This is a genomic window from Sphaerimonospora mesophila, from assembly GCF_001417795.1.
Taxonomy (GTDB): Bacteria; Actinomycetota; Actinomycetes; order Streptosporangiales; family Streptosporangiaceae; genus Sphaerimonospora; species Sphaerimonospora mesophila.
In genome coordinates this window covers 85,567-110,856 of sequence record NZ_BCBX01000040.1, presented here as the reverse complement: position 1 = coordinate 110,856, position 25,290 = coordinate 85,567, and the positions used below count along the sequence as shown (strand labels likewise).

At 69.7% G+C, this 25,290-nt stretch carries 24 protein-coding genes and 3 pseudogenes; 16 read left to right on the top strand and 11 right to left on the bottom strand.

Going from position 1 to position 25,290, the window contains the following annotated elements; translation table 11 throughout:
- Window positions 1-54: 54 nt before the first annotated feature.
- The 5 genes from AP234_RS21990 to AP234_RS21970 all read left to right on the top strand — a co-directional run bounded on the left by AP234_RS21990 (window position 55) and on the right by AP234_RS21970 (window position 3,044).
- On the top strand, window positions 55-249 hold the full coding sequence (locus AP234_RS21990) for a DUF3046 domain-containing protein (protein WP_055481585.1): 195 nt from the start codon (window positions 55-57) through the stop codon (window positions 247-249).
- 99 nt (window positions 250-348) lie between these two features.
- On the top strand, window positions 349-786 hold the full coding sequence (locus AP234_RS21985) for a hypothetical protein (protein WP_055481584.1): 438 nt from the start codon (window positions 349-351) through the stop codon (window positions 784-786).
- Window positions 783-1,091 (top strand): winged helix-turn-helix domain-containing protein, encoded by a 309-nt coding sequence (locus AP234_RS21980; protein ID WP_055481583.1) that lies wholly within the window; start codon window positions 783-785, stop codon window positions 1,089-1,091. The genes AP234_RS21985 and AP234_RS21980 overlap by 4 nt, the downstream gene beginning before the upstream one ends.
- Window positions 1,084-1,962, top strand: a complete 879-nt coding sequence (locus AP234_RS21975) for an ATP-binding cassette domain-containing protein (protein ID WP_055481582.1) — start codon at window positions 1,084-1,086, stop codon at window positions 1,960-1,962. Before AP234_RS21980 ends, AP234_RS21975 begins: the two co-directional genes overlap by 8 nt.
- Entirely contained in the window at window positions 1,959-3,044 is a 1,086-nt protein-coding gene (locus AP234_RS21970) for an ABC transporter permease (protein ID WP_055481581.1), read from the top strand. Before AP234_RS21975 ends, AP234_RS21970 begins: the two co-directional genes overlap by 4 nt.
- An 84-nt stretch (window positions 3,045-3,128) precedes the next feature.
- Here AP234_RS21970 and AP234_RS21965 read toward each other — a convergent pair whose 3' ends face one another.
- From AP234_RS21965 to AP234_RS21955, 3 genes are all read right to left on the bottom strand, one after another.
- Window positions 3,129-3,404: a hypothetical protein gene (locus AP234_RS21965; protein ID WP_055481580.1), complete on the bottom strand. Its 276-nt coding sequence runs from the start codon at window positions 3,402-3,404 to the stop codon at window positions 3,129-3,131.
- Between the two features lie 111 nt (window positions 3,405-3,515).
- Window positions 3,516-4,178, bottom strand: a complete 663-nt coding sequence (locus tag AP234_RS21960) for a response regulator (protein WP_055481579.1) — start codon at window positions 4,176-4,178, stop codon at window positions 3,516-3,518.
- Window positions 4,166-5,347 carry a histidine kinase gene (locus AP234_RS21955; protein ID WP_055481578.1) on the bottom strand — a complete coding sequence of 394 codons (1,182 nt, stop codon included), beginning with the start codon at window positions 5,345-5,347 and terminating at the stop codon, window positions 4,166-4,168. Before AP234_RS21955 ends, AP234_RS21960 begins: the two co-directional genes overlap by 13 nt.
- A gap of 378 nt (window positions 5,348-5,725) precedes the next feature.
- On the opposite strand from AP234_RS21955, the gene AP234_RS21950 reads away from it, so the two are divergent.
- The 6 genes and pseudogenes from AP234_RS21950 (at window position 5,726) to rny (ending at window position 11,800) form a co-directional block, all read left to right on the top strand.
- Window positions 5,726-6,928 carry an alpha/beta hydrolase gene (locus AP234_RS21950; RefSeq protein WP_083502327.1) on the top strand — a complete coding sequence of 401 codons (1,203 nt, stop codon included), beginning with the start codon at window positions 5,726-5,728 and terminating at the stop codon, window positions 6,926-6,928.
- Window positions 6,929-7,081: 153 nt separating this feature from the next.
- Window positions 7,082-7,693 (top strand): annotated as a pseudogene (gene recA, locus AP234_RS39630) (recombinase RecA); the annotation flags it as partial.
- Window positions 7,685-8,497, top strand: a pseudogene (locus AP234_RS39625) (intein-containing recombinase RecA); the annotation flags it as partial. The pseudogenes recA and AP234_RS39625, both read left to right, overlap by 9 nt.
- A gap of 168 nt (window positions 8,498-8,665) precedes the next feature.
- Window positions 8,666-9,292, top strand: a pseudogene (locus tag AP234_RS39620) (intein-containing recombinase RecA); the annotation flags it as partial.
- 8 nt (window positions 9,293-9,300) lie between these two features.
- A complete protein-coding gene (gene recX / locus AP234_RS21940) occupies window positions 9,301-9,870 on the top strand; it encodes a recombination regulator RecX (RefSeq protein ID WP_083502326.1) in 570 nt (189 codons plus the stop codon).
- Between the two features lie 304 nt (window positions 9,871-10,174).
- Window positions 10,175-11,800, top strand: a complete 1,626-nt coding sequence (gene rny / locus AP234_RS21935) for a ribonuclease Y (RefSeq protein WP_055481576.1) — start codon at window positions 10,175-10,177, stop codon at window positions 11,798-11,800.
- A 69-nt stretch (window positions 11,801-11,869) separates the two neighbouring features.
- Here rny and AP234_RS21930 read toward each other — a convergent pair whose 3' ends face one another.
- The 5 genes from AP234_RS21930 to AP234_RS21910 form a co-directional block, all read right to left on the bottom strand.
- Window positions 11,870-12,622 carry a transporter substrate-binding domain-containing protein gene (locus AP234_RS21930; RefSeq protein ID WP_055481575.1) on the bottom strand — a complete coding sequence of 251 codons (753 nt, stop codon included), beginning with the start codon at window positions 12,620-12,622 and terminating at the stop codon, window positions 11,870-11,872.
- An 83-nt stretch (window positions 12,623-12,705) separates the two neighbouring features.
- Window positions 12,706-13,575, bottom strand: a complete 870-nt coding sequence (locus tag AP234_RS21925) for an amino acid ABC transporter permease (protein ID WP_055481574.1) — start codon at window positions 13,573-13,575, stop codon at window positions 12,706-12,708.
- Window positions 13,572-14,240, bottom strand: coding sequence for an amino acid ABC transporter permease (locus tag AP234_RS21920; protein ID WP_055481573.1), 669 nt, complete (start codon window positions 14,238-14,240; stop codon window positions 13,572-13,574). The genes AP234_RS21925 and AP234_RS21920 overlap by 4 nt, the downstream gene beginning before the upstream one ends.
- 78 nt (window positions 14,241-14,318) lie before the next feature.
- Window positions 14,319-15,188, bottom strand: coding sequence for a glutamate ABC transporter substrate-binding protein (locus AP234_RS21915; RefSeq protein ID WP_055481572.1), 870 nt, complete (start codon window positions 15,186-15,188; stop codon window positions 14,319-14,321).
- A gap of 56 nt (window positions 15,189-15,244) precedes the next feature.
- Entirely contained in the window at window positions 15,245-16,000 is a 756-nt protein-coding gene (locus tag AP234_RS21910; RefSeq protein WP_055481571.1) for an amino acid ABC transporter ATP-binding protein, read from the bottom strand.
- Between the two features lie 309 nt (window positions 16,001-16,309).
- On the opposite strand from AP234_RS21910, the gene miaB reads away from it, so the two are divergent.
- Window positions 16,310-17,806 carry a tRNA (N6-isopentenyl adenosine(37)-C2)-methylthiotransferase MiaB gene (miaB, locus tag AP234_RS21905; protein ID WP_055481570.1) on the top strand — a complete coding sequence of 499 codons (1,497 nt, stop codon included), beginning with the start codon at window positions 16,310-16,312 and terminating at the stop codon, window positions 17,804-17,806.
- Window positions 17,807-17,815: 9 nt separating this feature from the next.
- Here the strand turns inward: miaB and AP234_RS21900 are convergent, their stop codons facing one another.
- The 3 genes from AP234_RS21900 to AP234_RS21890 form a co-directional block, all read right to left on the bottom strand.
- A complete protein-coding gene (locus AP234_RS21900; protein ID WP_152990562.1) occupies window positions 17,816-18,544 on the bottom strand; it encodes a hypothetical protein in 729 nt (242 codons plus the stop codon).
- Window positions 18,545-18,611: 67 nt separating this feature from the next.
- The gene (locus AP234_RS21895) at window positions 18,612-19,034 is read right to left on the bottom strand and encodes a hypothetical protein (RefSeq protein ID WP_055481568.1); all 423 of its coding nucleotides are present in this window, start codon (window positions 19,032-19,034) and stop codon (window positions 18,612-18,614) included.
- Entirely contained in the window at window positions 19,031-21,421 is a 2,391-nt protein-coding gene (locus tag AP234_RS21890) for a cbb3-type cytochrome c oxidase subunit I (protein ID WP_083502325.1), read from the bottom strand. The genes AP234_RS21895 and AP234_RS21890 overlap by 4 nt, the downstream gene beginning before the upstream one ends.
- A 444-nt stretch (window positions 21,422-21,865) precedes the next feature.
- Here AP234_RS21890 and AP234_RS21885 point away from each other — a divergent pair, with 444 nt between their 5' ends.
- From AP234_RS21885 to dapF, 4 genes are all read left to right on the top strand, one after another.
- The gene (locus tag AP234_RS21885) at window positions 21,866-22,792 is read left to right on the top strand and encodes a ribonuclease Z (RefSeq protein ID WP_055481567.1); all 927 of its coding nucleotides are present in this window, start codon (window positions 21,866-21,868) and stop codon (window positions 22,790-22,792) included.
- Between the two features lie 41 nt (window positions 22,793-22,833).
- The gene (locus tag AP234_RS21880) at window positions 22,834-23,364 is read left to right on the top strand and encodes a methylated-DNA--[protein]-cysteine S-methyltransferase (RefSeq protein ID WP_055481566.1); all 531 of its coding nucleotides are present in this window, start codon (window positions 22,834-22,836) and stop codon (window positions 23,362-23,364) included.
- 69 nt (window positions 23,365-23,433) lie between these two features.
- Window positions 23,434-24,360, top strand: a complete 927-nt coding sequence (gene miaA / locus AP234_RS21875) for a tRNA (adenosine(37)-N6)-dimethylallyltransferase MiaA (protein ID WP_152990561.1) — start codon at window positions 23,434-23,436, stop codon at window positions 24,358-24,360.
- Window positions 24,361-24,369: 9 nt separating this feature from the next.
- Complete coding sequence (gene dapF / locus AP234_RS21870; protein WP_055481564.1) at window positions 24,370-25,206, top strand: diaminopimelate epimerase; 837 nt, start codon at window positions 24,370-24,372, stop codon at window positions 25,204-25,206.
- The last annotated feature ends 84 nt before the right edge of the window (window positions 25,207-25,290 follow it).

Sequence of the window (25,290 nt, the reverse complement as noted above, 5' to 3'; positions counted from 1 at the left end):
GGCGCTCTGGACGCTCCGGCCAGTTCGGTGAGGGGAGGATGCCAGACTGTGGGGATGCGCCTCACTGACTTCTGGAGCCGGATGCACCGCCACTTCGGGGAGGCGTACGCGGAGTCGTGGGCGAAGGACTACGTTCTCGCCGAGCTCGGCGGGCGGACGGTCGAGCAGGCACTCGCCGAGGGCATCTCCGCCAAGCGGGTCTGGCACGCCGTCTGCCAGGTCGAGGACGTGGATCCGAAGCTCCGCTGATCTTCCCTATCCTCCCCACTTCCTTCACCGCTGCTCTTCTACTTGAACGATAGTTGAGTGGTTGCTAGTATTTTGAATGAATGAGAGAGGAGGAAGTGGATGAACGCTGATGAAGGGTTCACTCCTCAGCAGGCGCTGCGCGAGGTGGGCCGGGTCGACGGCCGGGTGCGTGACTCCTCGCGCGGACCGGGATGGATGTACCTGGTCACGGGCGTGGCCACCATGATCTACTGGCCGGTGATGTTCCTCGCCAAGGGCGCGGCATCGGTCGTCGCGGCATTCGTCTGGATCGCGCTGACGATCGCGATATGCAGCTACTGGTGGCGTCGGAAGGTCTACGAGCAGCGTCTGATGCGGATCAGGTCGCGGATGACGATCGCCTACGTGTCGGCCTCTTCGGTGACATTCGCGGTCGGCGCGTTCGTCGCGCCCAGGCATCCGACGCCGACCGGATGGGCCGTCGCCATCATCGCACTGGCCGTGATCAGCGGGACGCCCCTGTTGTACGCCGCGTGGCGTCTGCTGACCAGGCGATGAGCACACATCCGCGCCACGAGCTGGACGAGATCATCCACGCGCCGGTCCGGCTGTCCATCGTGGCGGCGCTGGCGGCCGCCGAGAAGGCCGACTTCCGGTTCCTGCGCGACACGATCGAGGTCAGCGACTCCCTGCTCTCCAAGCACATTCTCACCCTCGAAGAGGCAGGCTACGTCCACGTGAACAAGACCTTCGTCGGGAAGCGGGCGCGCACCTGGCTCTCACTGACCGACCGCGGGCGGGCCGCGTTCCAGAACTACATGGACGTACTCCGCAGGATCACCGAAGGGACCCCCCATGCTTGACATCGAGAACTTAGGTAAACGCTTCGGAGAAAAGGTCGCCCTCGACGGGGTGAGTTTCTCCGTACGGCCCGGCGAGATGTTCGGCTTCGTCGGAGCCAACGGCGCCGGCAAGACCACGACCATGCGGATCATCATGGGCGTCCTCGAGACCGACTCGGGCGAGGTGCGCCACGAGGGCCGCCCGATGACCCATGAGGACCGCCGCGCGTACGGCTACATGCCGGAGGAGCGCGGACTCTACCAGAAGATGAAGGTCGGCGAGCAGGTCGAATACTTCGGCAGGCTCCACGGCCTCGCCCCGGCCGCCGCCCGCCGGACCACCGCCGAGCTGCTCGAACGGCTCGGCCTCGTCGAGCGGCGCGGCGACGCGGTCGAGGCGCTGTCGCTGGGCAACCAGCAGCGTGTCCAGCTCGCGGTGGCGCTCGTGCACGACCCGACCGTGCTGATCCTCGACGAGCCGTTCTCCGGCCTCGACCCGCTCGCCGTCGACACACTCGCCGAGGTGCTGAAGGACCGGGCGGCCTCCGGCGTCCCGGTCATCTTCTCCAGCCACCAGCTCGAACTGGTGGAACGCCTCTGCGACTCGGTCGGCATCATCTCCGCCGGTCGCATGGTCGCCTGCGGCTCGGTGGCCGAGCTGCGCGCCGGCGAGGGACGCGGACTGCTCAAGGTCGTCGTCCGCGGCGCGGCGCCAGGCTGGGCCGACGGGCTTCCCGGCGAGATCACCGTGGACGGCGACCGGCAGGTGCTGCTCAGCACCGACGGAGACGACCAGGCCATCCTCCGCCGTGCCGTACAGGCCGGGCACGTCGAGCACTTCGGTCGGCAGGAGCCGACCCTCGTGGAGATCTTCCGAGAGGCGGTCGCATGAACGGGCTGTGGCTGGTGGCGCAGCGGGAGATCCGCACGCGCATCAGGACGAAGGGCTTCATCATCAGCCTGGCGATCACCGCCGTGCTGGTGGCCGCGTTCGCGTACGTCCCGAAGCTGTTCAGCGGGACCGACACCTATGCCGTGGGCGTCGTCGGTACGGCTCCGGCCACCGTCGAGCAGGTGGAGTTCGTGACGTACGCCGACGAGGCGGCGGCACGGCAGGCGGTGATCGACGGGGACGTCGACGCCGCCCTGATCGACGATCAGACCGTGCTCGCCGACGGCGAGCTCAACGACCGGCTCGGCCTCATCCTGCAGAGCGCGCACCGCGACGCCCAGATCGAGAAGGCCGGTCTCACGATCACCCCGCTGCGCGTCGTGTCCGTCGGAGCCGACGCCCGTTACGAGGGGGTGCGGGCCGGTCTCGCCATGCTGCTGGTGATGGTGCTGTTCTTCCTGCTCATCTACTCCGCCATGTTCGTCGCGATGGGCGTGGTCGAGGAGAAGGGGAGTCGGATCGTCGAGATCCTGCTCACCTCCATGCGGCCCTGGCAGCTACTCGGCGGAAAGATCGTCGGCCTGGGCGTGCTGGGCCTGATCAACCTCGGTGTGGTCATCGCGGTAGGCCTCGGCTCGGCCTTCGTCAGCGGGCTCGCGGCCGATCTCCCGCCGGGTATGGCCGGGATCGTGATCAGTGCCGTCGTGTGGTTCATCCTGGGCTACGCCTTCTTCTCGACGCTCGCCGCCGCCTTCGGCTCGCTGGTCTCCAGACAGGAGGAGCTCAACGGCGTGCTGACGCCGATGACGATGCTGATGACGCTGACCTATCTGGTGTCCTACTTCGCCGCCGCGCAGCCCACCGGCACGGCGGCCAAGGTCCTGTCTCTGATCCCGCCGTTCTCCTCGATGGTGATGCCGGTGCGCACCGCGGCGGCGGAGGTGCCGCTGGGGGAGATCATCCTCGCCGTGGCGCTGATGATCGCGGCGGTCGCCGTCGTGCTGCTCGCCGGCGCTCGCATCTATCAGCGGGCCGTGCTCCGTACGGGTGCCCGAGTCAAGCTGGGCGAGGTCATCAGATAGCCGCTCCGGAGAGAACCCCGGTAGAGAAGGCCGCCCCGGCCGGCGAGGTCGGGGCGGCTCCGTACATTCGGGGGAAGGGACGGACTAGACGGGTTGGGAGAGCAGTTTCCTGATCCTGTCGGCCGCCAGGCCGGGCTCCTCGGCGTTCTCCTGGCCGTCGGGGGACCACAGGAACAGCCAGCCCTCCTTGGCCGGGGAGGCGAAGACGATCGTCTGCTTCCGGGTGCTCGGATGCCAGATCCACAGCACCGGCTCCTCCCCGCCGATCATCCGGCTGGCGAGCCCGCGCTCCGGAAGTTGCCGGGCGAGCGCCTCCAGGAGGGAACGGCGCCGCCAGCCGTAGTCACCGGTGCCCGTCACGCGTCGCCGCCTTCTCCTTGGAGATCCGACTTTTCTACAAGCATTGCCGCAGGTCGCCCAGTGGACAACCATGTGGAGGTAAGGCCCGGATATCTAACGATGAGGTTCGGGTCAGGCCAGCCCCGCGTCGTGTGTGAGGAGGGCGATCTGGGTCCGGTTGTCGAGGTCGAGCTTGCGCAGAATGCTGGAGACGTGCGCTTTGACCGTGGTCACGCTCATGAACAGCTCAGCGGCGATCTCGGCGTTGGTACGGCCCCGGGCCACGGCGACGACCACGTCGTTCTCGCGAGGGCTGAGCGAGGCCAGGGCGGCACGCGCCCGCTCGTACGCCCCGGCCTGGCTGACCGCGCGGTCCATCAGCCTGCGGGTGATCCGGGGTGACAGGATCGGGTCTCCCGCGGCGACCCGGCGGATCGCGTCGACGATCTGCGCGGGCGGGGTGTCCTTCAGCAGGAAGCCGCCGGCACCGGCGCGCAGCGCGTACAGGATGTTCTCGTCGGTGTCGAACGTGGTGAGCACGATGACCTCGGGCGGGTGAGGCCGGCGCCGCAGCCTGCGCGTGGCCGTGATGCCGTCCACCCGCGGCATCCGCAGGTCCATGAGCACGACATCGGGGGCGTGGGCATCGGCGGCCGCCGGCACCTCGTCGCCGTCGGCTGCCTCGCCCACCACGGAGATGCCGTGGATCCCGTCGAGCATCATGGACAGCCCGGCGCGAACGAGCGCGTCGTCGTCCACGAGAAGCACGCGAAGGGGACGGCTCACGCGGGCCATGGTAGCCAGGCCCGCAGGTGGAACCCGCCATCGGCGGTCACCTCGTGATCGAGCCGCCCGCCGGTCAGGCGTACCCGCTCGGTCAGTCCGACCAGTCCGGTGCCGGTGCCCGGGGCGAGCGGCGGGGACGCCTCGCCCACCGGCAGCGGGTTGCGCATGTCGATCGTCAGCCGGTCACCTGGCCGACCCTCCAGCACCACCTCGACCGGCCGGCCGGGGGCGTGCTTCCTGGCGTTGGTCAGCCCCTCCTGTACGACCCGGTAGGCGGTTCGAGCGGCGGCGGCCGGCAGCGCCGCCGGATCCGTCACGTTGTCACTCAACAGCACCTGCGCCCCGGCGTCGCGGGACTCCTCGACGAGCCGGGGGAGATCGGCCAGGCCGGGCTGCGGCCGCTCGCCCGAGTCGTGGTCCTCGTCGCGCAGCAGGTCGATCACCTCGCGGAGTTCTTCGAGCGCCTGGTGCACCCCGGCACGCACCACGCCCGCGGCACGCGAGAGCCGCTCGGGCGGGGAGTCGGGGCGGTATTCCAACGCGCCGGCGTAGGTGGCCAGCAGCGACAGGCGATGGGCCAGCACGTCGTGCATCTCCCTGGCGATGCGGTGGCGCTCGAGCATCCGCGCCTCGGCCACCCGCCGGCCCTGCTCGGCCTCGGCCCGGCGGGCACGCGCACGCAGCGAGATGATGAGCGCGCGACGCGACCGGGCCAGCGCGCCCCAGCCGACCAGCGCGCCGTACGCGATCGTGATCAGGGCCAGCCACCAGCCGAAGGAGATCCCTCCGCTGGGCTGCCACGCGCCCTGCACGGCGTGTGCGGCGATCCCCGTGGCGGCGACGGCGGCCGCGACCGGAAAGCCACGCCGCTGAGCGACCTGCAGCGCGCCCAGCGTGGCCGCCGGGGTGGCCGCCGGTGACAGCGCGGCCAGCACGGTGAGTCCCAGCGCGCCGCCGACCGGCCGCCCCAGCAGCGCGGGCGACAACACGCAGCTCAGCACCCCGACCACGATGTCGAGACCCGGCCACGGCGCCGTCGGCCGCGCGTCGGACCTCCCCCAGATCGTCAGTGCCGTCAGGCTCCCCACCCCGACGATCACGCAGAGTGCGACGACGGCTCGTGGGACGGGCCGACGCTCGGGTCCCGCCTCCGCAGCACAGGAGATCTCGCCGCTCATCGGCCAAAGGCTAGCTTCGGGCGCCGCAGCGTCGGCACCTACCAAAGTAGGGGCGATGCCGTACGGAGGTCGGGATCACAGCGGCCACCCGCCCGAGGCGGCGGCCGTACGGCGACGGCGAAGCTGGCACGCGTGGATCGGAAGGGATCGTCGAGAGGGGAAACACGTGGCCCAGCGGAACCACTTCCATTCCTGCCGTTCCGGGTGGATCGGCCGACGTTGTCGTCCGGCGGGCACTGACCGTGGCCGGCCTCGGGCGTACGGCACGCGGCCGATGAGCCGGGCCCCCACCTGGCCGCCCGGCACGCCGTCACATCTTCGAACACCCCGGCCCCGGCCGGGTCGCGATCGGAGCACCATGAGATCTCGGAGTGAGTCATGCCCCTCGGTTATCTGGCGACCCTGACTCCTGTCGCGGTCTGCACCATGCTGGCCCTGGCGCCGCTGCGCCGGCCGCGGCCGCTCGCCGAGCTGGGCTTCCGACTCGGCCTCGCGCTCAACGAGTTGCCGTTCGTCGCCCTCTACTGGCTCCTGGCGTCGACGATTCTGGCCATCGCCGACGGTGACATCGACTCGCCGGGAGGTCGGGCGATGGTCGGATTCGCCGTCGTCACCATGGCGGGACTCGCGGTGATCGCCCGGCGGGGGCTGCGGGCCGGGCCGGTGCTCGATCGCGCCCTGGCCGAGGGCCTCGGGACCGACCGGCGTACCGCCATCGACGCTCGTCCGGCCACGGCCCCGCGCCGCCGGCTTCCGCTGGCCCGCATCCTGTTCGCGCCGTTCCCGGTCGGCCGTCGTGACGTCGAGCGGGTGGCGGACATCGGTTACGGCGACGCGGGCAAGCGGAACCTGCTCGACGTCTACCGTCACCGCTCCCGCCCCTCCGGCGGCCCCACGCTGGTCTACCTGCACGGGGGCGGCTACTTCAGCGGCAGGAAGAACCGCGAGGCGCGCCCCCTCCTCTACCGGCTCGCGAGCCGGGGGTGGGTCTGCGTCAGCGCGAACTACCGCCTGAGGCCGGCCGCGACCTTCCCCGATCACCTGATCGACGTCAAGAAGGTGATCGCCTGGGTGCGGGAGCACGGCCATGAGTACGGCGCCGATCCGGCGGTGCTCTTCGTGGCGGGCAGTTCGGCCGGCGGTCACCTCGCCTCGCTGGCCGCCCTGACGCCCGGCCGACCCGAGTTCCAGCCCGGTTTCGAGCACGCGGACACCTCGGTCACCGCGGCCGTCTGCCTGTACGGCTGGTACGGCGACTACTACGGCCAGGGCCCGGCCTCATCACCGCTGACCTACCTCGGGCCGGACGCGCCGCCGTTCTTCCTGGCGCACGGAGACAATGACACGCTGGTGCCGGTGGCGGACGCCCGGCGCTTCGCGGAGAGGCTGCGGCGTGCCTCCGCCGATCCGGTCGTCTACGCGGAGCTGCCCGGGGCACAGCACGCGTTCGACCTCTTCCATTCCCTCCGCTTCGAAAGCGTCGTCGACGCGATCGAGGACTTCGCCGCCGGAGTCGGTGGACGGGCCGGGCGCGGCCCTCTCGGAAGAGAGACCGGAGCGATGAGGGGAGATGACATGTGATCGAACAGCCGTTCGGCTATATTTGAGTCGTCGCCGCCGGGGTGCGGCGAGCCGGTGGGAACCCCGGGGGCTCTCGGGAAGCCCCGGAAAATGTCGGTGGCACCCCGTAGTTTTCTGGTGACCGAGCAGACGACAACCCTCCAGGGGGCAGGAATGGCAATCAACGACCGCGAGAAGGCCCTCGAGACCGCTCTTGCGCAGATCGAGCGGCAGTTCGGCAAGGGCTCCGTCATGCGCCTCGGCGATGACACGCGTCCCGCGATCGAGGTCATTCCGACCGGCTCGATCTCCCTCGACGTCGCCCTCGGCATCGGCGGCTTCCCCCGCGGCCGGATCGTGGAGGTGTACGGACCCGAGTCGTCCGGTAAGACGACCGTCGCGCTGCACGCGGTGGCCAACGCGCAGAGGGGCGGCGGGATCGCCGCGTTCATCGACGCCGAGCACGCCCTCGACCCCGAGTACGCGAAGAAGCTGGGCGTCGACGTCGACGCGCTGCTCGTCTCCCAGCCCGACACGGGTGAGCAGGCCCTGGAGATCGCGGACATGCTGATCCGCTCCGGCGCGATCGACATCATCGTCATCGACTCGGTGGCGGCTCTCGTGCCAAAGGCCGAGATCGAGGGTGAGATGGGCGACAGCCACGTCGGCCTCCAGGCCCGTCTCATGTCGCAGGCCCTCCGCAAGGTCGCCGGAGCCCTCAACCAAACCCGGACAACCGCGGTCTTTATCAACCAATTGCGGGAAAAGATCGGCGTCATGTTCGGATGCATGTCATATGGGACAAAGGTGACGCTGGCTGATGGCACCCAGGAGAAGATCGGCAAGATCGTCAACCAGCGTATGAACGTGGAGGTGCTCTCCTATGACCCGGAGAGCGACCGCGTCGTCCCTCGGCCCATCACGAACTGGTTCGAGAACGGCAATGCCGAGCGTTTCCTGCAGTTCACCGTGGCCAAGTCGGGTGGGAATGGCCGGGCCCAGTTCGCGGCGACGGAGAACCACCTCATCCGTACTCCGGGTGGGTGGCGAGAGGCTGGTGAGCTGATCGCGGGTGATCGGGTGATGATCAGCGAAACCCATCGGTTGAGCGACCAGCAGTGGCAGGTGATCCTTGGTTCCATCATGGGCGACGGTAATCTCTCGCCGAACAGGCGGGGCCGTACTGGCGTGCGCTTCCGGATGGGGCACGGCGCCCAGCAGGAGGCCTACCTGGACTGGAAGTGCGCGATGCTGGGCAACATCCAGCACTGCAAGACCACCAATGCCAAGGGTGCCGTGTTCGCGGACTTCACCCCGCTTCCGGAACTCGACGAGCTTCGCCAGGTCGTCTATTTCGGTGATGGCAAGAAGCACCTCACCTGGGAGTTCCTCAAGGTTCTCACCCCGCTCGCCCTCGCCGTCTGGTACATGGACGACGGCAGCTTCACCCTCCGCTCGAAGGGCCTGCAGGAGCGCACCGAAGGCGGCTCGGGACGCGTTGAGATCTGTGTTGAGGCGATGAGCACGGGCTCGCGTGACCGGCTGCGTGATCACCTTGCCGGGACCTATGGTCTTGATGTCAAGCTCACGCATCGGGGAGCGCGCGAGGTCGCCGTTCTGCAGTTCAGTACCGAGTCGAGTGCGAAATTCCAGAAGCTCATCGCGCCCTACGTACATCCCTCGATGGCGTACAAACTGTTGCCGCGATTCCAGGGGCAGTTTGACGTAAATCCGCAGCTCGTCGCGCCTGAGATTCGGCTGGTCCCGGCGGCGGTTCTCGATGTACATGTCAAGCCGAAGACCCGCTCGATGAAGAAGTTCGACATCGAGGTAGGGGGTACGCACAACTACTTCGTCGACGGTGTCATGGTGCACAACAGCCCGGAGACGACCACGGGTGGTAAGGCGCTGAAGTTCTACGCGTCGGTGCGGTTGGACGTGCGGCGGATCGAGACGCTGAAGGACGGCACCGAGCCGGTCGGCAACCGGACCCGGGTGAAGGTCGTGAAGAACAAGATGGCGCCTCCTTTCCGCCAAGCGGATTTTGATATTCTTTATGGTCAGGGCATCTCTCGTGAGGGCGGCCTCATCGATATGGGGGTCGAGCACGGGTTCGTGCGGAAGGCCGGTGCCTGGTACACGTACGAGGGCGACCAACTCGGGCAGGGCAAGGAGAACGCCCGCAACTTCCTGAAGAACAATCCCGACATCGCCAACGAGATCGAGAAGAAGATCAAGGAGAAGCTCGGCATCGGGCCGCGCCTCGACACCCCGGGCGAGGCGGCTCCGGCGGCTCCCGCCGCCCCGGCCGCTCCCGCTTCCGGGCGGGCCGCCGCCACGGGGCGGGGTGGCAAGTCCAGCGCGCCTAAGCCGGGTGACGTCTGATCCGCGGGATGAGACGTGACGAGTTCCCCGGCCCACGGCAGGGCCGGGGGCCGGACGCGGACCCGAGGGATCCCGATGCCGATCCTGAGGCGGTCGCGAGGGCGATCTGCCTGCGGCTGCTGACGATGGCGCCGAAGACCCGGGCGCAGCTCGCGGACGCCCTGCGGAAGCGGGGAGTCCCGGAGGAGGCGGCCCATGCGGTGCTGGAGCGGTTCTCCGAGGTCGGGCTGATCGACGACGAGGCGTTCTCCGCGGCCTGGGTGAGCTCGCGGCATCACGGCCGCGGCCTGGCCCGGCGAGCGCTCGCCCAGGAGCTGCGGCACCGTGGAGTGGACGAGGAGACGGTCCAGGACGCGGTGGGGCGACTCGACCCGGATCAGGAGGTCGAGACCGCCCGCATGCTGGTCGCCCGCAGACTGGCCGCCACCCGCGGAGCCGATCCGAGGGCGCGCACCCGCAGGCTCGTGGGGATGCTCGCCCGCAAGGGTTATTCGCCGGGTCTGGCGTTCCGTGTCGTCCGGGAGGCGCTGGAGACCGAGGGCTGCGACGTGGACGATCTCCATGAGGAAATCGACTGACGGACCCCCTGGGATCCGGGCCGATGGACCGCCGTGAGGAGATCCTGACAGTCTTTGCTTGCTCGTTACCTCTCTGACGCTTAATCTCGACCGCAGTGAGGAGTAACTCCGCGCAGCGCGGATTTCCCATAACGGTGAACGACGGGCGATAGATATTGACCGGCCTCCGGGCCATGTCGGGCGTCCTCCGGGATGCCCGGGGATTGAGACGATATTTGTCCTGGTGACGCCGCCGGGTGCTGTAGTGCTGCGCGTGTGCTCCCTCGCTGGCAGAGGTCGCAAGGCGAGGAGAGGGTGAGCGCGCATGGATACGGTCGTGATCGTTTTGGCGGTTGCGGTGGTGCTGCTGGCGCTCGTGTCGGTCGCGGCCCTTGTCATCGTCGTGCGTCGTACCGGAGGCCTGGCACCGCCGGCAGGTCCCTCACCCGAGCAGCTCAGCGCGGTGGCGGCCGAGGTGAACGAGGAACTGGAGCGGGCCAGGCGGGAGGCCGAGGAGATCCGCGGCAGGGCGGAGGAGGACGCGGGGGAGATCATCCGCAAGTCCGAGTCCCTGGCCGAGAGCGCCGCCGCGATGCGCAAAGAGGTCGAGGAGGAGGCCAGGGTCCTCAAGACGGAGCTCAAGGAGCTGCGTGCCGACCTCGAACGGCGCGAGGGCCGGTTGGCCGAGCGGGAGCAGCGGCTGGACGAGGAGGCGCGCAGGCAGGCCGAGCGGGCACGCAAGCTCGCCGAGACGGAGACCGAGCTGGCCGACCGGCGTGAGGAGCTCGACCGGGTCGCCGAGCGGCGCCGGGAGATCCTGGAGCGGGTCGCCGGACTCACGGCCGAGCAGGCCAGGGGCGAGCTGGTCAAGGAGATCGAGAACCAGGCCAAGCGCGAGGCCGCGCTGATCGTCCGGGAGATCGAGAGCGAGGCGCGCAGGGAGGGTGAGAAACGCGCCTGCAAGATCGTGACGCTGGCGGTCCAGCGGGTGGCGACCGAGCAGACGGCCGAGTCCGTGGTGAGCGTGCTCCACCTGCCCGGTGACGAGATGAAGGGCCGCATCATCGGTCGTGAGGGCCGCAACATCAGGGCGTTCGAGTCCACGACCGGGGTCAACCTGATCATCGATGACACGCCCGAGGCCGTGCTCCTGTCGTGCTTCGATCCGGTCCGGCGGGAGACGGCGAGGCTGACGCTGGAGAAGCTCGTCCTCGACGGCCGCATCCATCCCCAGCGCATCGAGGAGGCCTACGAGCGCAGCAAGGAGGAGGTGCGGGACCTGTGCGTACGCGCGGGGGAGGACGCGCTGGTCGAGCTGGGCATCACCGAGATGCATCCCGAGCTGGTCACGCTGCTCGGGCAGCTCCGCTACCGCACCTCCTACGGGCAGAACGTGCTCAAGCACCTGATCGAGTCCGCGCATCTGGCCGGCATCATGGCCGCCGAGCTGCGGCTCGACCGCGACCTGGTCAAGCGGTGCGCGCTGCTGCACGACATCGGCAAGGCGCTCACCCACGAGGTCGAGGGCAGCCACGCGCTGATCGGGGCGGAGATCGCGCGGCGGTACGGCGAGCACGAGGACGTGGTCCACGCGATCGAGGCGCATCACAACGAGGTGGAGGTCCGTACGGTCGAGGCCGTCCTGACCCAGGCGGCGGACGCGATCAGCGGCAGCCGGCCGGGGGCGCGGCGTGAGTCCCTCGAGGCGTACGTCAAACGGCTGGAGCGGCTCGAGGAGATCGCCCAGTCGTACGAGGGCGTGGACAAGGTGTTCGCGATGCAGGCGGGCCGGGAGATCCGGGTGATGGTGCGCCCGGAGGCCGTGGACGACATCCAGGCCCAGGTGATCGCACGCGATGTCGCCAAGCAGGTCGAGGAGGAGCTCACCTACCCGGGGCAGATCAGGATCAACGTGGTCAGGGAGTCGCGCGCCACCGAGTTCGCCCGCTGACCATCGCGGCCGTCCTGGTCGTACGGCGGAGCCGTGCTCCCAGGGGGACGTCCCTCCTGCACGTGGCCCCTATCGGGGCGGGCGTGGCAGCGCCGGGGGCGTCGTGTAGCGCGTGGCCAGCACGCCGAGGTAGTCGATGACGGCCCGTTTCCAGGCGCCGTCGTCGAACATGTGGCGCAGCGCGTCGTTGACCTGCTCCCTGCGGGCGGCCGACCCGGTGCCGATGCCGTACCGTTCGGTGGTCAGGGGTCTGCCGCTGAACCGGAACCGGCCGGGATGCTGCGCGGCGATCCCGGCGAGCACGGGGGCGTCGGCCACGATCGCGTCGATCCTGCCGTCGGCCAGCAGTGGGGCGCAGGCGGCCGGGACGTTGGCCTCCGCGAGGAACGTCTCCTTCCATTTCCCGCCGAACGCGCGGATCAGGCGCCGGGCCGACACGCTGGTCGCGCACACGCGCCTGCGGGCGAGGTCGCGCAGCTTGCGAATCGACAGGTCACCCGCGCGGACGAGGATGTCGGTGCTGGTCACCAGATAGGGCCCGGCGACGTTCCGCAGGTCGGGCGAGCCCATCGTGCCGAGGACCAGGTCGGCCTGCTCCGGGTCGCCGGTGTAGACGATCTGGTCGTCGCGGTAGCCGAGCTCATGGGCGACGTACTGGGCCACCGCGATGTCGAATCCGGAGACCCTCCCGTTGGGCAGGGGCGTCACGAGCCCGGGCTGCCCCTGACGCACGCCGACGACGAGCGTGCCGCTGCTCCCGCATCCCGTGAGCAGCGTGCCCGCCATCGCTACGCCTGCCAGCAGGGCCACGACACGCCGCACGTGCTACAGGATCACGGCCGGTCCGAAAGGCGGCAAGGAGCGACACGGCAAACACTTGGCCATGTCGCTCCTTGCCGGACCGCCTACTCGCCGATGTCCGCCGCCGCGGGGATCGGTTTCACCGATGTCCTGCGGCTGCGCCTGCTCCGCTTCTCCAGCCAGGTGGCCAGCGCGCTGAGCGTCATGTTGAGACCGACGTAGATGACTCCGATGACGATGGCGGCGGGGATGAGCGATCCGAAGAAGACCGCCGGGATGATCTTGAATCCGTAGTTGAGCAGGTCGACGTACGCGATGATGTAGCCCAGCGCCGTGTCCTTGAGCAGGACGACGAGCTGGCTCACGATGGCCGGCATCATCGCGGTGACGGCCTGCGGCAGCAGGACCATCCGCATCACCTGGTTCTTGCGGAACCCGATCGAGTAGGCCGCCTCCGACTGCCCCTTGGGCACGGCCAGCACGCCGGCGCGGACGACCTCGGCGAGGACCGACCCGTTGTAGAGGGTGAGGCCGGCCACCAGCGCGATCAGCGTGTAGTCGCCGCTGCCGAAGACGGCGGGGGCCAGATAGGCGAGGAAGAAGATCAGCAGCAGCAGCGGGATCGCCCGGAAGATCTCGACGACGGCGCCGGCCGGCACCCTGATCCACCGGTGGTCGGAGAGCCTGGCCAGACCGAAGACCGAGCCGAAGACGAGCGCGAACACCGCACCGAGGCCCGCCGCCTTCAGCGTGCCGAGCAGGCCGGGGATGATGTACTCGGTCCAGGTCGAGGGCTCGGCGAACGGCTCCCAGATCCTCCCCTCCCACTGGCCCTTCTCGTCGAACTTCAGGTAGACGAAGTAGACGACCGCCACGATCGCGATCAGCGCCAGCAGGGACAGCGCGTTGTTGCGCAGCCGTGCCCGGGGCCCCGGCGCGTCGAACAGGACCGAGGTGTCGACCGGGCCGCTCATCGGACCACCGCCAGACGCCGGGCGAGCCGGCCGGCGAGGAATCCGACCGGCAGGGTGATGGCCATGAAGGCGAGGACGAGCCCGATGAAGATGGGGATCGACACGCCGGTGTCGTCGAAGGTGTCCTTCATCACGAATGCCGATTCGGCGAGATAACCGGCGGCCATGGCCACCGTGGTGTTCTTGATCATGGCGATGATCACGCTGCCCAGGGGGGCGATGACCGCGCGGAAGGCCTGCGGCAGGATGATCATCCGCAGGGACTGGAAGAACGTGAGCCCGATCGCCCTGGCGGCCTCCGCCTGACCCAGGGGCACGGTGTTGATGCCCGAGCGCAGCGTCTCCGCGACGAACGACGCGGTGTACGCCGACAGGCCCAGCACGACCAGCCAGAACGCGTTCGTGCTGGGTTCCTTGGAGAAGGACAGGCCGAGCGTGTCACTGAGCCCCAGCGCGGAGAAGGCCAGCACCAGCGTCAGGGGCGTGTTCCGCACGATGTTGATGTAGGTGGCGGCGGCCGTGCGCAGGACCGGTGTCGGCGCGACCCGCAGGGACACGAGCACCGTCCCGGCGATCAGCGACAGGACCGCGCACACCAGGGAGAGCTCCACGTTCACCAGGAAGCCCGCGGCCAGGTCGGGCGCGTATTTGATCAGGTCATTCATCGTGCTCCAGTGCTGCTCTACCGGGGCGGCGGCGGCCGGCGACCCGGGGCGGGGTCACCGGCCGCTCGATGCGACAGGTCAGGCGCAGGGCTCGAAGGAGGGAGCGGCCGTCGGGGCGCTGAGCCCCTGGGCCTTTCCGAACCACTTGGTGAACAGCTGCTGGACCGTGCCGTCCTGGTACATCTTGGTGATGGCGGCGTTGACCGCTTCGCAGGTCTTGGTGTCGCCCTTCTTCAGGCCGACGCCGTACTTCTCGTCGGTGAACGGCTGGCCGAGGATCTTGAAGCTGGCGCCGCCCTGCTCGGCGGCCTGGGTGGCGAACCCGGCCAGGATGAGGTCGTCGGTGGTGACCGCGTCGAGGTTGTTCCCGCCGAGCTTGGCGACGCATTCGGAGTAGTTGGCCGCGCCCACCAGCTCCGCGTCGATGTCGAGCTCGCCGTCCGGCGGGGGGTCGGTGATCCGCTTGTAGGAGTTGGAGCCCGCGGCCTGGCAGATCCGCTTGTCCTTCAGGTCGGTGGGCTTGGTGATGCCGGTGTCGTCGCCGCGGACCATCACGTCCTGGTGGGCCACGATGTACGGCCCGCCGAAGGTCACCTTCTCCTTGCGGCTGTCCGTGATCGAGTAGGACGCGAAGATGATGTCCACGGTGCCGTTGGCGAGGAACGCCTCACGGTTGGAGGAGGCCGACTCCTTCCACGTGATGTCGACGTCCTGGCCGCCGGCCAGCTCCTTGATGACGTACTTCGCCACGTCGACGTCGAAGCCCTCGGGTTCCGTGCCCTTCTTCAGGCCGAGCCCGGGCTGGTCCCACTTGGTGCCGACGACCACCTGCTTGGCGTCCTTCACCTTGTCGGCGACGCTGTCGTAGGTCTTGTCGCCGCCGCATGCCGCCACGCCCAGGGTCATGGCCGCGGCGGCGAGGACCGCTCCTATTCGACGCACTCGCATTGACTGCCACCTCTGCTTCCTCGCCTCGGCCCGGTCCGGGCCGGGGACACGTGTGATCAATGGGTGAGGATCTTGGAAAGGAAGTCCCTGGCCCGATCGGTGCTGGGCCGGGTGAAGAACTCCGCGGGTGGGCCCTGCTCGACGACCTGACCGTCGGCCATGAACACGACCCGGTTGGCCGCCCTGCGGGCGAAGCCCATCTCATGGGTGACGACCATCATGGTCATGCCGTCGCGGGCGAGGGTGACCATGACGTCGAGCACCTCCTGCACCATCTCGGGGTCGAGTGCCGAGGTCGGCTCGTCGAAGAGGATCATCTTGGGATCCATGGCGAGAGCCCGGGCGATGGCGGTGCGCTGCTGCTGGCCTCCGGAGAGCTGCGCCGGATATTTGCCCGCCTGGGAGGCGATGCCGACCCGTTCGAGCAGTTCCATGCCGCGCTGCTCGGCCTGTTGCCGGGAGATCCCGCGCACCTTGATCGGGCCGAGCGTGACGTTCTCGAGGATCGTCTTGTGGGAGAAGAGGTTGAAGGACTGGAACACCATGCCGACCTCGGACCGCAGCCGGGCGAGGGCCTTGCCCTCCGCCGGCAGCTCCCGCCCGTCGAAGGTGATGGTGCCCGAGTCGATGGTCTCGAGGCGGTTGATCACACGGCATAACGTGGACTTGCCGCCGCCGGAGGGGCCGATGACCACGACCACCTCGCCGCGTTGCACATCCAGATCGATGTCTTTCAGCACGTGCAACGTGCCGAAGTGTTTGTTCACCCCTTCGAGCTTTACCAGCGGGGTGGAACCACCGGTCTCCGTCATGGTCAACAACGTAGGGGGGTTGATACTGCCAAGTCACTAACCACCTGGTACCGATCCGGTCACGACCTGCGAACCCTCCTGATCAGGGCCGATGTGCACGGCTCGGGCATTCCGAGCCGGACGGGCACGGCCGGGCCGACCGGTGAACGGCTCACCGCCTCCGGCGCTCGGTCCGGCCGCGCCCGCGCGTACGACCCCCGTGGACAACCTACCGGCTCACGCGGCGGAGTGTGATGAGAAGGTAACGGAACGTCGTCATTCCGGTCGGCGTACGGGAAGGTGCCGGGGAGCGCCTACGCTTGTATCGCGATGACTGCGACCACTCACGGCACCGAGGCCGCGGCCCGGACCTACGAGGTGCGGACCTACGGCTGCCAGATGAACGTGCACGACTCCGAGCGGCTGGCCGGGCTGCTGGAGGACGCCGGATACGTCCGGGCCCCCGAGGGGGAGCCCGCTGACGTCGTCGTGTTCAACACCTGCGCGGTGCGCGAGAACGCGGACAACCGGCTGTACGGAAACCTCGGCCACCTGCGGCCGATCAAGATGGCCAGGGACGGCATGCAGATCGCGGTCGGCGGCTGCCTCGCCCAGAAGGACCAGGGCGAGATCGTCCGCCGGGCCCCGTGGGTCGACGTCGTGTTCGGCACGCACAACATCGGTTCGCTGCCGGTGCTGCTGGAACGCGCCCGGATCGCCCAGGAAGCACAGGTCGAGATCAAGGACTCCCTGGAGACCTTCCCGTCCACGCTGCCGACCCGGCGCGAGTCGCCGTACGCCGCCTGGGTCGCGATCTCGGTCGGCTGCAACAACACGTGCACGTTCTGCATCGTGCCGTCGCTGCGCGGCAAGGAGAAGGACCGCCGCCCCGGCGACGTCCTGAGCGAGGTGCGCACGCTGGTCGACCAGGGCGTGCTGGAGGTCACCCTGCTGGGGCAGAACGTCAACACCTACGGCGTCGAGTTCGGCGACCGGCTGGCGTTCGGCAAGCTGCTGCGTGCCTGCGGGGAGATCGACGGCCTGGAGCGGGTCCGCTTCACCTCGCCGCACCCCGCCGCGTTCACCGACGACGTGATCGACGCCATGGCCGAGACGCAGAACGTGATGCACCAGCTCCACATGCCGCTGCAGTCCGGTTCCGACCGGGTGCTGAAGGCGATGCGCCGGTCGTACCGTTCCGAGCGCTTCCTCGGCATCCTCGACCGGGTCCGCGCGGCCATGCCCGACGCTGCGATCTCGACCGACATCATCGTCGGCTTCCCCGGCGAGACCGAGGCGGACTTCCAGCAGACGCTCGAGGTCGTACGGCAGGCCCGTTTCGCCAACGCGTTCACCTTCCAGTACTCCATCCGCCCCGGCACGCCCGCCGCGACGATGGACGACCAGGTGCCCAAGGAGGTCGTGCAGGAGCGGTACGAGCGCCTGGTCGCCCTCCAGGATGAGATCTCCTGGGCGGAGAACCGGGCGCAGGTCGGCCGGACCGTCGAGGTGCTGATCGCCGAGGGAGAGGGCCGCAAGGACGACGCCACCCACCGGCTGTCGGGGCGCGCGGCCGACAACCGCCTCGTGCACGTCGCCGCCGCCGACGCCCGGCCGGGCGACATGGTGACCGCCGAGGTCACCTATGCCGCGCCGCATCATCTGGTCGCCGACAAGGTCATGTCCGTACGGCGGACCCGCGCGGGCGACGCGTGGCAGGCGCGTCAGGACGCCCCTGAACGGGGCCGCGCCGTCAGCCTCGGCATGCCGACGATCGGGCGCCCCGCCCCCGCACCCGTCGAACCTCCCGCCTGCTCGGCGAGCTGAGCGGATCGGCTAATCGCTCATGAGGCGGTCGAGCACCTCGTAGCAGTAGTCGCGGCGCAGGTCGTGGAAGGTCGCGCAGGGGTCGGGCACCGGGCTGGGTCTTGACCGTGCGGTGTCTCTTTCCGCGCTCTCCGCCGCCGACGGCCTCGCGTCCTCCGTCGATGACCTCTCCGGAGCCGCCGGACGCCGCGTCGGCGGCGGCTTCCGCGTGGCCGGGGAGCGGCCCGCGTGGTCGCCGGACGGCGCCGGTCGCGGACGCGGCGGGGCCGTCGCCGGTCCGGTCGGCCGTTTCGCCGCCGCCCGGCCGGACCGGGGCCCGTCGCCACTCGCGGTGCCGCCGTCTCCGGGGGAGTCGGTGTTCCCCGACGTGGCACCGTTTTCTGCGGAGTCGCCCTCTGCCGAAGACCGGCCGGACGCGGGGCCGCCCGGCTTGCGCACCGGGCCGAAACGCCCGGCGGCGGGCGGCGACGGGGCGGGATCCCGCCCCGCCGCCACGCCCTGAGCGCCGGAGCCACCGATGGAGCCCATCTCGGCCTCCGGGACGCCACGCGGCTCCACCGGCGGACGTACGGACACCTCGACGACCGGTGACCGTGCCGGAGCGGCCGAGGTGTGCTCCGGCACGGCACCGAGGGCGATGGCGAAGCCGGCGAGGGCGACCACGCCCGTGACTCCGACGATGGCGAGGATCGCGGAGCCTCGACGCCGGGTTTCCGGTATGGGGTCATGCTGTGGCAACGTGGTGATTCTTCCTGATCGCTACGGACCGTTTCCGGCCTTCACTCTCAGTGTGCTCGCCGGCGTCTCACTCCGAGGACGTTTTCCACAACCCGTCGTCCCCGCGTTCGGCCGGCCCGGCCGTACGGGAGGCCTGGGCGCGGCGCAGTCGCCGTACGATCCGCGTGGCCAGCAGGCCGTGGGCCGACCCGGCCGCGGCCAGGGCCAGCACCTCGAACGGCGCGTGGTGGCGGAGCAGCTCACCCGCGATCAGGGTCACCGCGACCACCGTGACGAACAGCGACACCACCTGGTGGAAACGGTTCGCCTCCGAGTGCGGCCAGTCCTCGGGGTCGGCCGGGCTGGGCGCGTCGGGCACCGCGCGCCGATATCCGGCGAAGATCCGTGAGGACCAGGCGCTGGTCGGCTGTCTGCCGTAGATCTCCAGGATGGCGGCCACCCCGAGGAGCGCCACGGCGTACGCGCAGATGAAAACGGCCTCGCCGCTCATCGGCCCACCGGCTCGGCCGGCTCACCGGAGTCGGCCGGTTCCCCGGGGTCGACGATCTCGGTGAAAAGAAGGACCTGCTCCGGGGCGTCCGCCCGGCGTGCCGCCGCGACCCGATAGCGGATGCCCAGCCAGGTCATCCACAGCAGCGGCAGCACGCCGCCGACCATGAACACCACGTCGCCCGGGAGGCGGAGCCACTCGAGCACGGCGTTGGCCTTGCCCTGGAGGTAGCCGAGGCTGCGGGCGTCGGCGTACCCGGCTTCTAGGACCTTGTAGAGCTGCAGCGCGCCGCCGGGCAGCAGGGTGGCGAACGACATCCAGGCCAGGCCCAGGTTGAGCGACCAGAAGGACAGCCGCGGCCAGCGGTCGGACCACCGCTCCTCCGGGATCAGGTAGCGCAGCGCGAACACGGCGAATCCCACCGCGAGCATGCCGTACACGCCCATCATCGCGCCGTGCGCGTGGTTGGCCGTCAGGCCGGTGCCGATCTCGTAGTAGGACACGATCGGCAGGTTGATCAGGAACCCGAAGATCCCGGCGCCAAGGAAGTTCCAGAAACCGACGGCGACCAGGAACATCACCGCCCAGCGGTGCGGGAACGGCGTGCTCGACGGGCTCTTCTTACGCGCCCCGAGCTGCAGGAAGCTCCAGGCCTCCACGGTCAGGAACAGCAGCGGGATGACCTCGAGCGCGGAGAACATCGCGCCGAGGGCGAGGTGCTCGGCGGGCTCGCCGGAGAAGTACAGGTGGTGCATGGTGCCGATCACGCCGCCCGCGCTGTACAGGACGATGTCGAGGTAGATCACCGCGAGCGCCACCCGTTCGCGCACCACGCCGAGCATGACGAACAGGTAGGCGACGGTGACCGTGGTGAACAGCTCCATGAAGTCCTCGACCCACAGGTGCACCACGATGAACCGCCAGAAGTCGGCGCTGGTGAACGAGGAGTCCGGTGTGGCGAGCAGGCCGACCGCGTAGAACGCCGGAAGCGCGAGCGCGGCGAGGAAGAACATCCACGGCATGTTGGCCACGCTCTCGGTGCGCAGCCGTCTGCGCAGCCCGCGGAAGAGGATCACCACCCAGATCGTCAGCCCGCCGACCAGCAGCACCTGCCACAGCCGGCCGAGGTCGAGGTATTCCCAGCCCTGGTTGCCGAGCCAGCTCCACAGCGGGCCCAGCCATCCGCGCTGCCCGGCCAGCTCGCCCAGCAGGCTGCCGCCGACGACCACGACGAGCGCCCCGAGCAGCAGCCGCGACAGCAGCGCCTGCCTGCGCGGCTCCCAGCCCCGGGAGATCAGCGGTGCCAGGAAGATGCCGATGGCCAGGAACGACGTGACCACCCAGAAGATCGCGAGCTGGGTGTGCCAGGTGCGGGTCAGGTTGTACGGCAGCCAGCGGTCCAGCGGAATGCCGAAGAAGGTGCCGAGATCGGCCCGGTAGTGCTGGGTGGCCGAACCGACGAGGACCTGCACGAGGAACAGCGCGGCCATGGCGAAGAAGAACCAGGCAGTGGTGCGCTGCGCCGGGGTGAGCAGGACGTCGCGCGGCGCGTGGAAGCGCAGGGTCCGCTGGTCGCGGCCGTGCCAGCCCAGGAAGTTCCATCGGCCGAACGCGGCGAACAGCGCCCCGGCGCCCCCCAGCAGGAAGATCAGCGACAGCACGCTCCACGTCACGGTGTGACCGGTCGGCCCGTTGTCGACCAGCGGCTCGGCGGGCCAGTTGTTGGTGTACGAGTACGTCTCCCCGGGCCGCTCGGCGGCGGCGGCCCAGGCCGACCAGCCGAAGTAGGCGGTCAGGTCGTGGATCTCCCCGGGGTCGGTCACCGCCTCGGGGCGCAGCCCCTGCTTGCCCTCCGGACGGCCGAGCAGGTCCGCGTAGTGGTCCCTGATCTCCTGGAACGCCGCACCCTGGGCCGCCGTCCAGACCAGCGTGCCGGTGCGCGCGTCGTATCGGTTGGTCCGGAATTCGGACACGGTGCCGGCGTGCGCGTCCGCGCTCCCCGCCCTGCGGTACCGCTCCTGCACGAAGGTGGCGCTGCGGTGCAGGTAGTCCGCGGTGAAGTCGGGGCCCAGGTAGGCGCCGTGCCCGAAGATCGATCCGTACTGCATGAGGCCGGTGCGCAGGAAGACCCGCTGGCCGTTCCGCACGTCGTCACCGGTGAAGATCACCTGACCGTCGGCCGTGGTGACGCGTTGCGGGATGGGCGGCTCGGCCTGGTAGGTGCGGACCGCGAGCAGTCCGAGGACGAGGAAGCCGAGGGCGGTCACCAGGATGGCCGCCTGAACCCAGCCGCGGCCGATCATTCGTGCTCGCTTGCCCCCGGAATCCGGATCGGGGCGAGCCGGCGGGACGTCCTCGGCCGGCTCCTCGACGATGATGTCCGACATCCTCGCTCAGTCTCCTCAGGTCGTGCGGATGTTGGCCTTCCGGCACCGGACTCGCCTGGCGCTCCCCGCGGCGTCGTCCCGGCCCGGCGTGCGCCGGCGGAGGCTTACGGCGGATGGCTGTCGGCATGCCCGACCAAGCCGGTTTTGAACGAAAAACGTTGTACAAACTACAGGTCGCGAACCCCGGCCCCGCACTCGCCCCGCTGTCACCTTCCATGGCGACCTATTGCCCATGTGAACTGGGATTTTGGCTCGCCGTGAGATTGCCGATGCTCTCGGCGGGTGTTTCGGTCCGACTTGATCGCCTGAGATCTACGGCTGGTATTTACGAGTAAGCCGGTTAATACCATCGATGTGGTGAATCTCTCACTCGGCGACGGAGGAGCGAGGCCGGCGGCCGTCCGGACCCTCGACGGGCATCGGAGACGATCTAGGATCCCTGTTGTGTCCGTCCGCGAACTGGTCGTCCTGGGGACGTCGAGCGCCGTTCCCACCCGCCGCCGCAACCACAACGGGTATCTGCTGCGCTGGGACGGCGAGGGCTTCCTGTTCGACCCGGGGGAGGGCACCCAGCGGCAGATGGTGCACGCCGGGGTCACCTCGCACGACCTCACCTGGATCTGCGTCACGCACTTCCACGGCGACCACTGCCTCGGCCTGCCCGGGGTGATCCAGCGTGTCGCCCGCGACCGGGTGACCCATCCGGTGCGGGTCGCCTATCCCGCCTCCGGCGAGCCGTACTGGCGGCGGCTGCGCCATGCCACGTCGTTCGCCGACACGGACGTGATCGTCCCGTGCCCGGTCTCGGGCGATCGCGTCGAGTGGCCGGCCGGACCGGTGACGCTGACCGCCCGGCCGCTGTCGCACCCGATCGAGGCGTACGGCTACCGCCTGGACGAGCCGGCCGGGCACCGGATGCTGCCGGAAGAGCTGACCCGGCGGGGCGTGCACGGACCGATGATCGGCGAGCTGCTGCGGCATGGTTCGCTGACCCTGCCCGACGGCTCGACGGTGACGCTGGCCGACTGCAGCGAGCCGCGCCCGGGCCAGAGCGCCGCTTTCGTGATGGACACCCGGCTGTGCGACGGGGTGTTCGCGCTGGCCGACGGCGTGGACCTGCTGGTGATCGAGTCGACGTTCCTGTCGGGTGAGGCGGGGCTGGCCGCCGATTACGGGCATCTCACGGCGGCCCAGGCGGGCCGGGTGGCGGCGGAGTGCGGGGTGCGGCGTCTCGTGCTGACCCACTTCTCCGAGCGCTACTCCTTCGAGGACGAGCCCCGTTTCGTCGCCGAGGTCCGCGAGGCGTACGACGGGGACGTGATCGTTGCGCGTGATCTCATGCGTATTCCGGTGCCGAAACGGGCACGTTGAATTTTCGCGGACGTCATGTGGATCGGTGGGAGAATGGGCGGATGGGGCAGACCGTAGCTTTCGGCAGCGTCCCGACCAGGCTCGGCGACGTGCTGGCGGCCGTGACGGAGGAGGGGGTCGTCGCCACGCACTTCCACGACGAGCCGCGCGTGCGGGCGCGCATCGCCGGCCGTCTCGGGCTGACCGTGGCCGACGACCCGGATCGTACGGCGGCCGCGCGCGCCGAGCTCGCCGCCTACTTCAGCGGGGAGCTGCGGGAGTTCGGCGTGCCGATCGACTGGCGGCTCACCTCGCCCCTCCAGCGTCAGGTCCTCCGCACGCTCTTCGACACCGTTCCGTACGGAAAAGTCGTGACATATGGCGAGCTGTCGGCCAGGAGTGGGACCGGTGTTCCCGCCCGCGGCATCGGTTCGATCATGGGCGGCAACCCGATCCCGATCATCGTGCCGTGTCACCGGGTGGTCGCGGGCAACGGCCTGGGCGGGTTCAGCGGCGGCGACGGCGTGGAGTCCAAGCGCTGGCTGCTGACCCTCGAAGGCCATCTCCAGCCACCGCTCGACTGGGACATGTGACACCCGGACGCCACCGGTCGCCCGACCACGGGGACGCCCGACCCCTCCGGCGCTGCGACACTGGACGGTGTGGGGCAGCAACAAGTGATCGCAGTCGTCGGCGCCACGGCGGCGGGCAAGTCCGACCTCGCCGTCGAGCTGGCGCTCCGGCTGGGCGGCGAGGTCGTCAACACCGACTCGATGCAGCTCTATCGCGGCATGGACATCGGCACGGCCAAGCTGTCCCCCGCCGAGCGGCGGGGGGTGCCGCATCACCTGCTCGACATCTGGCCGGTGACCCGGACCGCCAGCGTCGCCGAATATCAGCGGCTGGCCCGCCCGCTGGTCGAGGACCTGCTCGCGCGCGGCCGGACGCCGATCCTGGCCGGCGGGTCGGGGCTCTACGTCAGGGCGGTCCTCGACGATCTGGAGTTTCCCGGCACCGATCCGGACCTGCGCGCCCGGCTGGAGCGGGAGCTCGCCGAGGCGGGTCCGGCCGTGCTGTACGACCGGCTCAAGAACCGTGACCCGGTGGCGGCCGAGACGATCCTGCCGAGCAACGGCCGCCGGATCGTCCGGGCCCTCGAGGTGATCGAGCTGTCCGGGCGTCCCTTCTCCGCCACCATGCCGTCGTACGACTCGGTCTACGACAGCGTGCAGATCGGCGTCGAGGTGCCCCGGCCGGTGCTCGACGAACGGATCGAGCTGCGGGTCTCCCGCATGTGGGAGGCCGGGCTGGTGGACGAGGTCGGCGGGCTGCTCGAGCAGGGCCTGGCCGAGGGGCGGACCGCGAGCCGGGCGCTCGGCTACGCCCAGGTCCTGCGCTTCCTGTCCGGGGAGTGGACCGAGGAGCAGGCCCGCGCGGAGACCGTGCGGGCGACCCGCAGGTTCGCCCGGCGGCAGGAGTCGTGGTTCCGCCGCGACCCCCGGGTGGTGTGGCGGCCGTTCGACCCCGCCGGCGGACGGGCCGCCCTCGCGGACCTCGCCGACCGGGCGCTCGCACTGGTGCGCGGGTAGGATCCCGACATGCGTTTCGTCAAGGGTCACGGCACCGAGAACGACTTCGTCATCCTGCCGGACCCGGACGCGCGGCTCGAGCTGACCGCAGCGGGGGTCGCCGCCCTGTGCGACCGCCGTGCCGGCATCGGGGCCGACGGCGTGCTGCGGGTCGTGCGCACCGAGCGCTGCGCCGAGGTGGCCGATCAGGCCGGTGCGGCCGAGTGGTTCATGGACTACCGCAACGCCGACGGCGGCGTCGCCGAGATGTGCGGCAACGGCGTGCGCGTGTTCGCCCGATACCTGGTCGAAGCGGGCCTGGCCGCCGCCGGGGAGTTCGGCGTCGCCACCCGGGCCGGGGTCAAGCGGGTGCGGCTCGCCGAGACCGGGGACGTCACCGTCGAGATGGGCCGGCCCCTGGTTCTGGGCGGGAGCCGTACGACCGTCGAGGGGCGGACCTACGACGGCCTCAACGTCAACATGGGCAACCCCCATCTGGCCTGCCTGATCGACGATCCGGTCGCCGACTTCGACCTCGGCCGGGAGCCGGAGTTCGACCGGGAGGTCTATCCGGACGGCGTCAACATCGAGCTGATCAACGTGGTCGGCGATCACGCCGTCGTCATGCGGGTGCACGAGCGGGGCTCGGGGGAGACCCGGTCATGCGGCACCGGGGCCGTGGCCACCGCCGTGGCCGCCGCCCGGGCGGCCGGGGAGCCGACCGGGGCTTGGCAGATCCGCGTGCCGGGCGGTACGGTCACCGTCACCCTCGATGCGGACACCAGCCATCTGTCCGGACCCGCCGTGCTCGTCGCCTCCGGAGTGATCGAGGCCGGCCTCCTCGACCAGGTCATAACACCGCGGTAGGGGTAAAACGGTAGATCCCTAGAGGGACCAGTCGCAGTTACCTTGGGGCCATCCCCAGCCCTCTCAAGGAGAACTGCATGTTCC